This window comes from Saccharomonospora piscinae (genome assembly GCF_005862235.1).
Lineage (GTDB): Bacteria > Actinomycetota > Actinomycetes > Mycobacteriales > Pseudonocardiaceae > Saccharomonospora > Saccharomonospora piscinae.
Genome location: NZ_VCEK01000002.1, coordinates 362,964 through 375,491, shown reverse-complemented (window position 1 = coordinate 375,491; position 12,528 = coordinate 362,964). Strand labels below are relative to the sequence as shown.

Annotated in this window: 14 protein-coding genes; 11 read left to right on the top strand and 3 right to left on the bottom strand. The window is 72.6% G+C overall.

Features of this window, described 5'->3' with window-relative positions; translation table 11 throughout:
* Positions 1 to 42 precede the first annotated feature (42 nt).
* Positions 43 to 1,176, bottom strand: a complete 1,134-nt coding sequence (locus tag FFT09_RS07375; RefSeq protein WP_138382233.1) for a glycerophosphodiester phosphodiesterase — start codon at positions 1,174 to 1,176, stop codon at positions 43 to 45.
* Positions 1,177 to 1,310: 134 nt separating this feature from the next.
* On the opposite strand from FFT09_RS07375, the gene purD reads away from it, so the two are divergent.
* From purD to FFT09_RS07335, 8 genes are all read left to right on the top strand, one after another.
* The gene (gene purD / locus FFT09_RS07370; protein WP_024875671.1) at positions 1,311 to 2,573 is read left to right on the top strand and encodes a phosphoribosylamine--glycine ligase; all 1,263 of its coding nucleotides are present in this window, start codon (positions 1,311 to 1,313) and stop codon (positions 2,571 to 2,573) included.
* A gap of 271 nt (positions 2,574 to 2,844) precedes the next feature.
* Positions 2,845 to 3,177, top strand: a complete 333-nt coding sequence (locus FFT09_RS07365) for a PE domain-containing protein (RefSeq protein ID WP_024875670.1) — start codon at positions 2,845 to 2,847, stop codon at positions 3,175 to 3,177.
* A gap of 56 nt (positions 3,178 to 3,233) precedes the next feature.
* The gene (locus tag FFT09_RS07360; RefSeq protein ID WP_138382232.1) at positions 3,234 to 4,922 is read left to right on the top strand and encodes a PPE domain-containing protein; all 1,689 of its coding nucleotides are present in this window, start codon (positions 3,234 to 3,236) and stop codon (positions 4,920 to 4,922) included.
* Entirely contained in the window at positions 4,919 to 5,695 is a 777-nt protein-coding gene (locus FFT09_RS07355) for an ESX secretion-associated protein EspG (RefSeq protein ID WP_138382231.1), read from the top strand. Before FFT09_RS07360 ends, FFT09_RS07355 begins: the two co-directional genes overlap by 4 nt.
* Before the next feature lie 96 nt (positions 5,696 to 5,791).
* The gene (locus FFT09_RS07350) at positions 5,792 to 6,103 is read left to right on the top strand and encodes a hypothetical protein (RefSeq protein WP_138382230.1); all 312 of its coding nucleotides are present in this window, start codon (positions 5,792 to 5,794) and stop codon (positions 6,101 to 6,103) included.
* Positions 6,103 to 7,248, top strand: coding sequence for a transglycosylase SLT domain-containing protein (locus FFT09_RS07345; RefSeq protein ID WP_138382229.1), 1,146 nt, complete (start codon positions 6,103 to 6,105; stop codon positions 7,246 to 7,248). Before FFT09_RS07350 ends, FFT09_RS07345 begins: the two co-directional genes overlap by 1 nt.
* 30 nt (positions 7,249 to 7,278) lie before the next feature.
* A complete protein-coding gene (locus FFT09_RS07340; protein ID WP_138382228.1) occupies positions 7,279 to 8,442 on the top strand; it encodes a pyridoxal phosphate-dependent aminotransferase in 1,164 nt (387 codons plus the stop codon).
* A 140-nt stretch (positions 8,443 to 8,582) separates the two neighbouring features.
* Positions 8,583 to 8,768: a hypothetical protein gene (locus FFT09_RS07335; RefSeq protein WP_024875664.1), complete on the top strand. Its 186-nt coding sequence runs from the start codon at positions 8,583 to 8,585 to the stop codon at positions 8,766 to 8,768.
* A gap of 24 nt (positions 8,769 to 8,792) precedes the next feature.
* Here the strand turns inward: FFT09_RS07335 and FFT09_RS07330 are convergent, their stop codons facing one another.
* Complete coding sequence (locus tag FFT09_RS07330) at positions 8,793 to 9,386, bottom strand: HAD-IA family hydrolase (RefSeq protein WP_138382227.1); 594 nt, start codon at positions 9,384 to 9,386, stop codon at positions 8,793 to 8,795.
* A complete protein-coding gene (locus tag FFT09_RS07325; protein WP_244231312.1) occupies positions 9,383 to 10,366 on the bottom strand; it encodes a threonine aldolase family protein in 984 nt (327 codons plus the stop codon). The genes FFT09_RS07330 and FFT09_RS07325 overlap by 4 nt, the downstream gene beginning before the upstream one ends.
* A 203-nt stretch (positions 10,367 to 10,569) precedes the next feature.
* Here FFT09_RS07325 and FFT09_RS07320 point away from each other — a divergent pair, with 203 nt between their 5' ends.
* Genes FFT09_RS07320 through FFT09_RS07310 form a run of 3 tightly spaced genes read left to right on the top strand, consistent with a single transcriptional unit; the run spans position 10,570 to position 12,457 of the window.
* Complete coding sequence (locus FFT09_RS07320) at positions 10,570 to 11,091, top strand: SigE family RNA polymerase sigma factor (RefSeq protein WP_024875661.1); 522 nt, start codon at positions 10,570 to 10,572, stop codon at positions 11,089 to 11,091.
* The gene (locus FFT09_RS07315; protein ID WP_081192504.1) at positions 11,084 to 11,833 is read left to right on the top strand and encodes a hypothetical protein; all 750 of its coding nucleotides are present in this window, start codon (positions 11,084 to 11,086) and stop codon (positions 11,831 to 11,833) included. Before FFT09_RS07320 ends, FFT09_RS07315 begins: the two co-directional genes overlap by 8 nt.
* Positions 11,834 to 11,851: 18 nt before the next feature.
* A complete protein-coding gene (locus tag FFT09_RS07310; protein WP_138382225.1) occupies positions 11,852 to 12,457 on the top strand; it encodes a TetR/AcrR family transcriptional regulator in 606 nt (201 codons plus the stop codon).
* Positions 12,458 to 12,528: the final 71 nt, after the last annotated feature.

Sequence of the window (12,528 nt, the reverse complement as noted above, 5' to 3'; positions counted from 1 at the left end):
GGTCAGTTGCGGTCAGTCGCGGTCAGTCGCGGTCAGTCGCGGTCAGTCGCGCAGGGCGCGCGTGGCCTCCACCGCGATGTCGGGATGATCGGCGAACACGCCGTCGATGCCGGTCGCCAGGAACGCCTCGTACTCCGCGAAGATGTCGCCCCACGCGGCGGGATCGCCGGACGAGCGCAGGTCGGTGGGCAGGAACTCGTTCTCCGCACGGAACGTCCACGGATGCACGACGAGCCCGGCCCGGTGCGCGTCGGTGACGAGCGAGCTCGGCTCGCCGAGAGTGCCGTCGGCCTCGCGGGGGATGACGCGATCCTTGGCAGGGCCGAGTCCGTCGGCGTAGGTCGCCACCTCGGCCAGCCCCTCGCGGGTCAGCAGGTCGTCGTAGGTGCGCGGGTCGCCGGAGTGGACGAAGTCGTACGGCGCGCCGGAGCCACCGATGAGCTGCACGAGCGGCACCCGCAGCCACCGGTCGAGCTGCCGGAGGTTGCCCACCTCGAACGACTGGACGTAGACGTCGGCGTTCGGCCGGTTGAGGCCGTTGCGCCGCAGGGTCTGCACCAGCGCGGGTTCCAGGGCCAGGTCCTGCTCGGCGAAGTAGGTGGGGTGCTTGGTCTCGATGTAGAGGCCGATCGAGCGGCCCAGCTCGCGGGACAGCCGCCGCGAGAGGTCGACGACCTCCTGCAGCGTGGGAACCTCGAACCGGCCGTTGTAGATCGTGTTGTTCGGGCGGAGGCCGGGAATGCGCTCGACGGCACGCAGGGTCTTCAGCTCGGCGAGTGTGAAGTCCTCGGCGAACCAGCCGGTCACCGGCTGACCGTCGACGATCTTGGTGGTTTCGCGGTCGGCGAACTCGGGGCGGCGCGCCACGTCGGTGGTCCCGCCGATCTCGGGTTCGTGCCGGGCGACCAGCACCCCGTCCTTCGTGGTCACGAGATCGGGCTCGATGTAGTCGGCGCCCATCCTCGCGGCGAGTTCGTAGGAGGCGAGGGTGTGTTCGGGCCGGTATCCCGAGGCGCCCCGGTGGCCGATGACCACGAAGTCGTCCCGCGCCTCGCTCGGCCCGTGCCGGGTGTCACCCGTCCGGGGGTTCTCGCCGGGCTCGGCGTGCGCGGTGGCCGCGGTGACGCCGAGCACCGCCAGACCACAGAGGGCCAGCAGTGCCAGTCTGTTTCGCATGGTGCGCCCTTTCTCGTGTTGTCCGGTGCCGTCCGACCTTCGTCGGTCGTCGCGACGCCCCGGCGACCCGGCGGGGGCCGGGAGGAGACATGCCGGTGAACGCCGACCGACCGGCGGAGCTTACGCTGTGGCACGTGCGCGTCCTGGTTATCGGCTCCGGAGCCCGTGAGCACGCCCTTCTCCTCGCCGCGTCCCACGATCCGGCGGTGACGGCACTCGCCTGCGCGCCCGGCAACGCCGGGACGGCCGCCGTGTCGGAGACACTCGGAGTGGACCTCACCGAGCCCGCCGCCATCGCGGAACTGGCGGTGTCGTGGAAGGCCGACCTCGTGGTGATCGGGCCCGAGGTGCCGCTGGTCGCGGGTGCGGCCGACGCGGTGCGGGCCGCGGGGGTGGCGTGTTTCGGTCCCGGCGCCGACGCGGCCCGGATCGAGGGCTCGAAGTCGTTCGCCAAGGAGATCATGGTCGCGGCCGGGGTGCCGACGGCCCGCAGCGAGGTGGTGGACAACCCCGCTCACCTCGACGCCGCACTCGCGCGGTTCGGACCGACGTGGGTGGTCAAGGACGACGGGCTCGCCGCGGGCAAGGGTGTGGTCGTGACCGAGGACCCCGCGCGTGCCCGGAAACACGCGCTGATGCTGCTGGACGGCGGCCATCCCGTGGTACTGGAGTCGTTCCTCGACGGCCCCGAGGCCTCGCTGTTCTGCCTCGTCGACGGGCGCACCGTGGTGCCCCTGCTTCCGGCGCAGGACTTCAAGCGGGTCGGCGACGACGACGCGGGACCGAACACGGGGGGAATGGGCGCGTACGCGCCGCTGCCGTGGGCTCCCGACGGGCTGGTGGACAGCGTCGTGTCGTCGATCGTGGCGCCCGTCGTGGCCGAGCTGGCCGACCGGGGCACGCCGTTCTCGGGACTGCTGTACGCGGGGCTGGCGTTGACCTCGTCCGGTCCGCAGGTGATCGAGTTCAACTGCCGGTTCGGCGACCCGGAGACCCAGGCCGTGCTGGCTCTGCTGCACACCCCGGTGGTGCGGCTGCTGCACGCGACCGCCACGGGGACGCTGGCCGAGCAGCCGCCGCTGGAATGGGACGACGGTGCCGCGGTGACGGTGGTCGTCGCGGCGGACGGCTACCCGGGCCGCCCCCGCACCGGAGACGTCATCACGGGCAGTGAGGCCGAGGGTGTGCTGCACGCGGGCACGCGCCGGAGGGACGACGGTGCGATCGTGTCCAGCGGCGGTCGGGTGCTCTCGGTGGTGGGGGTCGGCTCCGACCTCGCCGAGGCCAGGGACCAGGCGTACGCGCGTGTCGCGAAGGTGCATCTGCCCGGCGCGCACCACCGTTCCGACATCGCGGTCAGGGCGGCGCGGGGAGAACTGTCCGTTCCGGCGCACTGACGGAACCGTTCGGTTCGGGCGCGCGGTTTTCCTTCGCGAATTGACCTGGGAATGTGCACCGAATGCCGCCTTTCGCTGCGAGAATTTCAGGCCACGGTCACGTGGGGCTTGATAGCCTGCGCAGAGAAGTCGACTGGCTACTGTCGGTAGCAGGGGGTGTGCAGTGTCAGGAGAAGCCGCGTCGCCGTGGGCGGCGTTTCCGGAACAGGGCAGTGACAGCGTTGACAGCCTTGGTGACATCGGTGATTCCGCAGTTCCGGACGTTCCGGGTGTGCCGGTCGTGCGCGACATCGCCGTGTCCCCCGACCGGATCGTCGCCGTGGCCGACGTTATCGAGGAACAGGCCAAGGCACTCGAACGCAAGGTGACCGAGCAGGTGGGAGCGCTGAACATCAAGGCCCCCGCCGACGACATCGTCTCCCAGGAGGCCGCCGAGGCGTGGAACGCCGTCGTCAGCCACGGTGAGAACTCCTACGCCAGCCGGGTCATGGCCTATGTCCACGGACTGCAGGGGTTGGCCGACCAGCTGCGCGCCGCGGGTCGCCGCTACCTCTCCGAGGACGACGGCAACGCCGCCGCCCTCGGCGACGCCGCCGGAGGCTGACACCCGCTAGCAGCACGACCCAGCAGGACCGCCGTTCGCCCAGAGAAGGACACGAGATGAACGACGTCGACATCTCGGCCCACGCCGAGAGGATTCGGGAGCACCGGTTCACCGGCTACACCAACGGCATGCTCGCCGACGAGATCGAACTGTTCCGCGCGGGGCGGGGCATCGCGGGGATCTCGGAGGCGGTGGCCGCGTTGCAGACCGTGTCCCGGGCGCTCGCGGAAACCGACGCGACGTTGCGCCGGAAACTCACGGAGCTGGGTGTGGAGTGGGGCGGCGCCGCGGGCGAGCGGGCGTCCTCGGCCGTGCGTCGCGAGGCGGACTTCTCGGAGGACGCGGGTGAGAAGGTCGCCGACTCCGCCGAGCGCGTCTTCGCGCAGGGAGAGGCGTTCAACCGGGCGTTGCACTCACTGCCCGATCCCGGGGCGCTGCGGGCGCGTACCGGCGAGCCCGGAATCCTCGACTTCGCCGCCAGCCTGCTGGGGTTCGAGGTCGATCAGGTCAGGACGTTGGAGCGCGCGATGGAAGCGCGTGAGCAGGCGATTCAGGCACTGAACGCCTACGCGCACGACAGCGGGGCGAATCTGGCCGCCGCGCCGGAACTGGGAGCTCCGGCGCGGCTCGTGGCCGAGCTGGCCGAGCCGGTGCCGGAGTCGATCAACGCGGGTGGCGGACCCGGTGACGTCACCACGGCCGCGAGTGCGCCGGGTGCGAGTGCGCCGGGTGCGAGCGCGCCACCGGTGTCCGGGCCGTCCGCGACCCCGGTGCCACAGCACACGCCCTCGGGCAGCGGTGTCGTGCCGTCCTCGGTCGTGCCGCCGGTCGCGGGCGCGCCCACTCCCGGTCCGGCTGGTCCCGCGACCGGCTCGGGCCGCGGCACCATCGGCGTGCCGCAACCCGCACCCGCACCGAGCGCCACCGCACCGTCGGCGGCGGGTTCCTCGGCGGGCCCGTCGGGAGCTGCCGCCGGTGCCTCGGCCGGGGCTGTGGGAGCCGCCGCCGGTGCGGCCGCATCGGAACGCGCCCAGCGAGGCGGCCCGGTGAAGCAGGGCACCTCCGCTCCGGTCCCGCCCCCGGCGACCGGTGCCGGTGTTCCGGGCTCCCCCGGTGCTCCGGGAACATCGGCGGGGCCGGGTGGTGCGGATGCCGCCTCGGATCCCGCGAACCGGTCGGTCCGGCCGGGGGTGGGCGCGGTCGGCGGTTCCCCGTCCCCGGTGGTACCTGTGCCTCCCGGCGGAGGTGGCGCCCGCACGCCGGACACTCCTGATGCCGCGCCACTGGGCCGGGGCACGACCACGGGCGCGGTCACGCCGGGTCCGGCAGCGCCGGGTGCGAGCAGCGGCTCGGGTACTCCGGGCGTGCGAGGCGGGCTGTCGGCCAACGACCTCGGTGGCGGCATCGCGGCGCTGGGGGCCGGCGGGGTCGCGGGTGCGCTGAGCGGCGGAGAACGCGGGGGGCGCGGTGTCGGGCGTAGCGCGCCGCAGGCAGCGCGGTCACCGCACCCGCTGGCGGTCGGCGACCTCCCGGAGGAGGAGGCGCGCGTGCAGCGCAGCTCCGAACGGCTGGGCCAGTCCGGCTCCTCGCGCCGGGACGCGTACCTGGAGCGGGCAGCCCCCGGTGAGGAGGACGACGGCGAGCACGTGCGCCGCTTCGGTGTCGACGACAGTGACCTGTTCACCGATCAGCGCATGGTGGCTCCCGACGTGATCGGGGACGACGGGGCGGACGGCAGGCTGTGAGCACGCTGGCGGGCGGCGGGGTGGTGCTGTCCACTCTGGAGTTCGACGTGCTCTGGGAGCACCTCGGACTGCCCCGGCGTCACGTCGCACTGGACGTCCCCAGCCCGGGACGCACCCACCGGGAGCGCGCGGGATTCGCGGAGCAGGCGTGGGAGTCGCTGTCCGGAAGGGGCCTCGTCCGGGGTCGAGACGTCCCCCCTGAACTGGCCGATCTGTTGCATCTGCTCGTTCGACCGCGCGTGAGCGTGGACGTGTGGGCGTGGACGGACCGGCGGATCTCCGGGCTCGCCGCGAGTTCGGGGCGGGAGGCGGTGCTCGGCGTGGTCGACGGCGACGAGCTGTGGCTCCTCCCCGCGCGCGACTCCGCGCTGGTGGAGTCGGCCGTGTCGGTGGCCGGGGAGCTGGCGCCGGGGGTCGGCTGCTCCGTGAGCGTGCCGCACGACGTGCTCACCGACGCCGACGCCGACGCGCGCGGGGATGCCAAGGCGCTGGTGACGGCGCTGGAGGATCGCGGTGTCGACTTGTGGCAGGCGCAGGAACTCGCCGGGATGCTGTTCGGCATGACCGCGCGCGGGCAGTTCGGCGCACAGCGGCTCGACCGGGACGGAAGGGCACGCAGAGCGGGTCGTGTCGTGGCGTTTCACGACACGGACGCGGGCCGCTACCTGGTGCAGGTCGTGCCCGGTGGCGACGGTCGCGACTGGGCGACGGTGACACCGGCCGACAACGCACTGCTGGCGCAACGAGTGTGGGAACTGCTCGACGAGGTGTGAGGGAACCGGGCAGCGCGGCCCGGCGTCCCAGGAACGCGTGCCCGGCCGAGGGCGGGTTGTTGTGCTGGGGTTGTGCTCAGGGGAGGACTGAGAACCGTGCCGGTGTACGACGCCGAGTCCATGACGATCACGGCGCAGCGCGTGGATCGTGTCGCCGAGGACTTCCGTGCCGCCAGGCAACGGCTGAACGGCGTTTCGGGGGAGAGTCCGTTCGGCGACGTCGAGGACCCCGACGAGCCCGATCGGATGGCAGGCACCGTGGAGGCGTTCACCGAGGGCATGCGTGCCGAGTTCGACACGGCCGCGCGCCGGGTCGGCGCGGCGAGTGCGGCGCTGCGCAACGCCGTGGCGGCCACGTCGGAAGCCGACGCGGTGGCGGCGGACAACCTGACGGCGAGGGACCTCTGATGACCGGGGCCGGTATCCCGGCGGAGTGGGCGGAACTCGAGCGGAAGGCCGCCAGGGTCGAGAAGGTGCGTCCCTCGGAGATCCAGGAGGTCGCGCGCCAGTTCGACGCCGCGTCACGCGACGCGAGCGACCAGACGAGCGAGCTGTCGAACGCGGCGGCTCCGCTACGGGACGGCGGGGTGTGGTCCGGTCCCGCGGCGGACGCGTTCTTCGACTACGTCAGCAAGATCGCCGAGGCGGGGGCCAGGGTCCGCGACAAGCTCGACGAGGTCGCGGTCGAACTGACGGCGTTGCAGGACACACTCGCCACGGTCAAGCGGGAGATCGAGGACGTCAGGCAGGAAGCGAGGCGGACGATCGACGACCGCAACAGCGAGGCGCAGCGGCAGGCGGACGCGGCGGCCGCGGCGATGCGGGAGTACGAGAACGGCGACCGGCCCTCACCGCCGTCACCGACGGCCGAGGCGCTCATCACGGCGGCGGGCCGGGAGAACAGCCGCACCGCCACGGACGCCGCACAGCGGATCGACGATCTGCTGCGTCAGTCCCACGACGCGATCAGACGGGCGCAGGAGCTCATGAAAACAGAGATCGGTGACGGATTCGCCGGTGTGCCGGAACCGTCCTCGGCACAGTCGCAGCAGACCGCGACCGGAGGCATCACCGGCGGTGGAGCAGGTGGCGGTGCCGGTGCCGGAGGGGGCGACGCCGGAGGCGGTGGTGGGTCCGGGGGCGGTCTGGCCGGATACGGCGCCAGCGGGCCGCCACCCAGCAGCGGTCCCCCGCCGGGCAACGTCGAGCAGTGGATCCGCGAGGCCATCGAGATTCTGCGGGCCAACGGAATCCCGGTCACCGAGGACAACATCGACGAGATCTGGACGATCATCGAGAAGGAGTCGGGCGGCAACCCGCACGCGCTCAACGACTGGGACTCGAACGCGGCGAAGGGCACGCCGTCGAAGGGGTTGATGCAGTGCATCGACCCGACGTTCGACGCGCACAAGCTGCCCGGCCACGGAGACATCTGGGACCCGGTTGACAACATCATCGCCGGGGTCCGGTACACGTTCGACCGCTACGGCGGGTTCGAGGGACATCCCGGCCTCAAGTCGATGGCGCAGGGCGGTGGCTACCAGGGCTACTGAGGTGGGCACCCGCGTGCCTAGAGTGGCGGCATGCTCGATCCCGCAGTGTTCCCTGGCCCGTCCCGGCGCAGTGCCGTGGCGCCGTTCCACGTCATGGAGGTGCTGTCGGCGGCGCAGGACCGCAGTCGTACGCACGGGGACGTGATCGCGTTGTGCGCGGGCCAGCCGACGGCCCCCGCCCCGCGCCCGGTACTGGCCGCTGCCGAGCGGGCACTGCACGGCGCCGACCTCGGGTACACGGTTCAGCTGGGAATCCCCGAGTTGCGGGAGGCGATCGCCGGGCACTACGCGCGGCAGTACGGGCTTTCGGTCTCGCCGGACGACGTCGTCGTCACCACGGGCTCCTCGGGCGGGTTCCTGCTGTCCTTCCTGGCCGCGTTCGACGCGGGCGCGCGGGTGGCGATGGCGCGGCCCGGCTACCCCGCGTACCGCAACCTGCTGGCTTCGCTCGGCTGCGAGGTCGTGGAGTTCGACACCGACGAGCGCACGCGGTTCCAGCCGACGACCGAGCTGCTCGACGGGCTGGGCCCGCTCGACGGCGTGATCGTCGCGAGTCCCAGCAACCCCACCGGCACGGTGTTGCCCGCCTCCGAGCTGGCGGCGATCGCGCGCTGGTGTGCCGAACGCGGGGTGCAGCTCGTCAGCGACGAGATCTACCACGGTGTCTCCTACGGTGCCGAGGTCGGCTGTGCGTGGCAGACCTCGGACGAGGCCGTGGTGCTCGGCTCGTTCTCGAAGTACTTCGCGATGACGGGCTGGCGGCTCGGGTGGTTGCTCGCGCCGCGGCGGCTGCGTCGCGCCGTGGACGTGCTGACGGGCAACTTCACGATCTGTCCGCCCGCGCTGGCGCAACGCGCGGCGGTCGCGGCCTTCACCGAGGAGTCCTACGCCGAACTGGACGCGCACGTGCGGCGTTACCGGGGCAACCGGGACCTGCTGCTTCCCGCGCTGGCGGACATCGGCTTCGGCAGGGTGGCGCCGGTGGACGGTGCCTTCTACGCCTACGCCGACGTGTCCGCCCACACGACCGACAGCCTCGCGTGGTGCCGCGGGCTGCTGGACGACACGGGCGTGGCCATCACGCCGGGCGTGGATTTCGACCCGGTCCACGGCGGGAGCTTCGTGCGCCTGTCGTTCGCGGGCGCCGAGTCGGATCTGGCCGAGGCGGTGCGCCGGATCGGTGCCTGGCTGTGAGGTGCCGTGAAGGCCACCTTCGCTGCACCCACCCCGGCATCCGGGCGACCCGGAGATGTCCCTGATTGTCCGCTCCGCCTGCGGCGGTGGGGCGTGGTTTCGTGACACGCTGGGATGAGACCTACGAAAGCGGAGGGATCATGTTCTGGAAGATCGTCGGCGGCCTGCTTCTCGCGTGGCTGGCGTTCGTCGTCATCGGAGCCGTGGTCGGCTTCCTCGTGGAAGCCGTGTTCTGGATCGCGGTGATCGGCGGCGGCGTCTTCCTCGGTGCCGCTGCCTACGGTGCGATGAAGAGCGACAAGGGCAAGAAGCAGCTGCGCTCCTGACCGGTCCTCACCGGTTCTGGCCGCTCAGCCGCCCGCCAGTCGCTGCCGGGCGGCCTGCGCCCCCTGCCACAGGTGGGCGCGGAGCCCGGCCGCTCGCGCGCCCGCCACGTTCGACCGGCGGTCGTCGAAGAAGACACAGTCGGAGGGCGCGGCGCCCAGCCTGTCGGTGAGCAGCGCGAAGATATCCGGGTCGGGCTTGGCGCACCCGACGTCGGCGGAGAACACCCGGGTGTGGAAGTGCCGCGCCCACGGCTGCCGCTCGGCGAACCGCGCGAAGGACGCGGGTGCGTTCGACAGCAGCGCGAGCGACGCCCCGTCCCTGGCGAGGTCGTCGAGCAGCGCGGTCGACGCGGGGTCCAGGCGTGACCAGCCCTCGATGTCGAGCCGGGTCAGGTCCTCGACCGCGCCGAGGTCCACGGTGTCGAGGTCGGCGCCCGCCCCGGCCGCCACCGCCTTCCAGTACGTCTCGTCGGCCGCTCCCCGGTCGTAGATGTCGCGGTTGCCCCAGTAGGCGGGTTCGAAGTCCGCGAGTGGGACGCCGAGCCGGGTCGCGAGCCGCGGCAACGCCTCGGTGCGAGCGCAGAGCACCTCGCCGTAGTCGAAGACGATCCAGGTCATGCCGGGCTCGGCGTTCCGTCGCCGGTGCCCGCGTCGATGCGCCGCAGGGCCTCGGTCACGTCGTCGTCGGTGAGGTCGCGGTGGAGCACGAACCGGACCTTGCCGGCCATGGGCAGGACGAGGATGCCCAGCGCGCGCAGCGTGTCGAGCGCGGCGTTCACGTCGGGGACACCGGCGAGCACGATGTTGGTCTGTGGTGGCACGACGTCCCAGCCGCGGTCGGCGAGGCCCTCCGCCAGCGCCGTGGCCCTGGCGTGGTCGGCGGCGAGGTCGTCGACGCGGTCGAGCGCGAGCAGGCAGGCCGCCGCCAGCACACCGCCCTGCCGCACGCCGCCCCCGAGCATCTGCCGCATCCGGCGGGCCTGCTCGACGAACTCCTCGCTGCCCGCCACGACCGAGCCGACGGGTGCCCCGAGTCCCTTGCTGAAGCACGCCGCCACGCTGTCGACGCCGACCGTGAGCGCCGCAGGCGGGACCGCGAGTGCCGTGGCGGCGTGCCAGAGCCGGGCGCCGTCGAGGTGAACCCGCAGGCCCGCCTCCCGCGCGGCGGCCACGAGCCGGGCGTGCTCGTCGGGAGGGGTCACCGCGCCACCGGCCGCGTTGTGGGTGTTCTCCAGCGACAACAACGTCGTGCGCAGCGTGTAGTACGGGCCGGTGCCCCCCGCGGCGGCGCGGACCGCCTCCGGGCTGGGGCGGCCGGGGCCCGCGTCGTGGTCGAGGGGGTCCGGCATGCCCCCGGCCAGCCACGCCGCGGAGCCGAGTTCGTTCACCAGCACGTGCGCCCCGCGTGGTGCGAGGAACCGGTCACCACGCCGCAGGTGCGTGGACAGTGCCACCAGGTTGGCCATCGTGCCGCTCGGCGTCCAGAGCGCGGACGGCATCCCCAGCGTCTGCGCCGCCCGTTCCTCCAGCGCGCGGATCGTGGGATCGGTGTCGATGACGTTGTCGCCGACCTCGGCGTCCGCCATCACCGTGCGCATGTGCTGGTCCGGCCGCGTCACGGTGTCCGAGCGGAAGTCCAGGGGCGGGGTGTCGGTCGAGTCGGTCACGGCATCGATGACACCACATTCCGGTGCGGACTCGCCGTGACCCCTCGAATGGGTGAGACTGCTTCCACGTGCAACCGTGGAGCGGGGGTGTTCCGTCTCCACCGTCGACAACACGACCGACCGGAGACATCCGCGTGGCTCACCATGACGACCAGGAGTTCGCGGAGTACTTCGCCGCGAAGCGGGACTCCGTGCGCCGGACGGCGTACTTGCTGTGCGGGGACTGGCACCGCGCCGACGACCTCGCGCAGACGGCGTTCGTGTCGCTGCACCGCCGGTGGCGCAAGATCCGCGACCGGAGAGCGGTGGACGCGTACGTGCGCAAGACGCTGGTGCGTGCGGCCATCGACGAGTCGCGTCGTCCGTGGCGCCGGGAGCGGCACACGGACGAGGTGCCGGAACCGGTGGCGGCACAGGCGGGCCGTCGCGACGCGCTGGCCGAGACCGTGAGCACACGGGCCGACCTGCGTGCCGCGCTGGCGCACGTGCCGTCGAAACAGCGTGCGGTCCTGGTGCTGCGGTACTTCGAGGGACTCGACGTGAGCGGTGTGGCGCGCACGCTCGGGTGCAGCGAAGGCAACGTCAAGAGCCAGACCTCGCGAGGCCTGGCGAAGCTGCGGGCGGTGTTGGGCGAGGAGGTGGACACACGTGGATGAGCGCCGGTTCGAACAGCTGATGCACGACGCGGTGGGCGAACCGCCCGAGGCGTCCTTCGACGTCGAGGACGTCACCGCGGCGTCGCGCCGTGCCACCGCGCGGCGCCGCTCGCTCGGGGCAGGGGTGGCGGCCGTCGTGGTGCTGGCGGGAGCGCTCGTGGGGGTCGCCGTGGGCGGTCCCGGTCCCTCCGAACCCACGACGGCGCTCGGGCCTGGGGAAACGACGGACTCGGGACAGGTGCTGGGAAAAACTCCTGAGTCGGGGCAACCCGGCGGCGGGGACGAGCGTGAGCACAGTACGCCGGGGCGACCCGGCGCCCAGAACTTCCCCGACGGCTCGACGAAGCAGGGCGGCGAGCCGACGGGGGAGGACGGCCCTCGGGCCGGAAGCACCTCCGGGTGCGAGACGGTTGATCGGGGGCTCGCCACCGCCCTCGCTGGCGAGCTCCCGATCGACCCGGCCGGCGAGGCCGTGCCGAGCCCCTACTGCGTGGCTGGCGGCTCCGCCGCGGCGTTTCCGCTGTCCGAGGGTGCCGTGTCGGTGCTGTTGGTGCCGCGAGACCAGGTGGCGCGTCCCGACCTGCCGACCGGTAGCGCGGTGAGCGCCCCCGATGCGGGGACACTGCCCGACGGCAGGACGGTCACGGTGATCACCACACCGGGCGAGACGGGCGGGACGGCGTCCCTGGCCGGTGCGGTGGACGGGCTCGCCAGGTCCGTGGCCGAGACGGTCGCCCGGTAGCTGGCAGACTTGTCCGGTATGACGTCCGGAGGCAGTGCCGCCAGTGCCGCGAATACAGCAAGTACGCCGAAGGGCGAGCGCCGCCGTTCCGCACTTGCCGCGGCCGCGGCCGAGTTGCTGGTGGAGGGCGGGTTCGGCGCGGTACGGCACCGCGCGGTCGCCGAACGCGCCGGGCTGCCGCTGGCGTCGACGACCTACTACTTCGACTCGCTCGACGACCTGGTCTGTGCGGCGGTGGAGCGCTACGGGCGGGCGGAGCTGGCCGCCGGACGTGAGCGGCTCGCGGAGCTGGCCACGGAGAACCGCGGCGTGGACGCCGTCGTGGAGCTGGTGCTCGATCTGCTGCTCGGCCCCGATCCGCACGAGGAGGCCGTGATCCTGCGGTACGAGCGGCTCGTGGGTACGGGGCGGCGCCCGCACCTGCGCCCGCTCATGCGGGTGCTGTCGGCCGAGCTGCGGGAGCTGCTGAGCGAGATCTTCGTGCGGTCGGGTTTCGACGTGGACGCGGCGCGGCTCGAACGGCTCATCGCGCTGGTGGACGGGGCGGTGGTGAACGCGCTCGTCGCGGTCGAGCCGGATCCCCGGTCCGTCGCTGCGCGTATGCTCCGCGATGCGCTAAGTTAACCGCTGTCGCACGGAGTGGGACGAATGCCGCAAGGACTCACCCTGAGCTGGGTCCAGGCGGCTACTCGTGG

Bases quoted from the DNA above. Each gene is read 5' to 3' on its own strand.
- FFT09_RS07345 (WP_138382229.1), top strand. From the start codon at position 6,103: ATGACCGGGGCCGGTATCCCGGCGGAGTGGGCGGAACTCGAGCGGAAG.
- FFT09_RS07360 (WP_138382232.1), top strand. From the start codon at position 3,234: ATGAACGACGTCGACATCTCGGCCCACGCCGAGAGGATTCGGGAGCAC.
- FFT09_RS07375 (WP_138382233.1), bottom strand. From the start codon at position 1,176: ATGCGAAACAGACTGGCACTGCTGGCCCTCTGTGGTCTGGCGGTGCTC.
- FFT09_RS07335 (WP_024875664.1), top strand. From the start codon at position 8,583: ATGTTCTGGAAGATCGTCGGCGGCCTGCTTCTCGCGTGGCTGGCGTTC.
- FFT09_RS07310 (WP_138382225.1), top strand. From the start codon at position 11,852: ATGACGTCCGGAGGCAGTGCCGCCAGTGCCGCGAATACAGCAAGTACG.
- FFT09_RS07340 (WP_138382228.1), top strand. From the start codon at position 7,279: ATGCTCGATCCCGCAGTGTTCCCTGGCCCGTCCCGGCGCAGTGCCGTG.
- FFT09_RS07330 (WP_138382227.1), bottom strand. From the start codon at position 9,386: ATGACCTGGATCGTCTTCGACTACGGCGAGGTGCTCTGCGCTCGCACC.
- FFT09_RS07325 (WP_244231312.1), bottom strand. From the start codon at position 10,366: ATGCGCACGGTGATGGCGGACGCCGAGGTCGGCGACAACGTCATCGAC.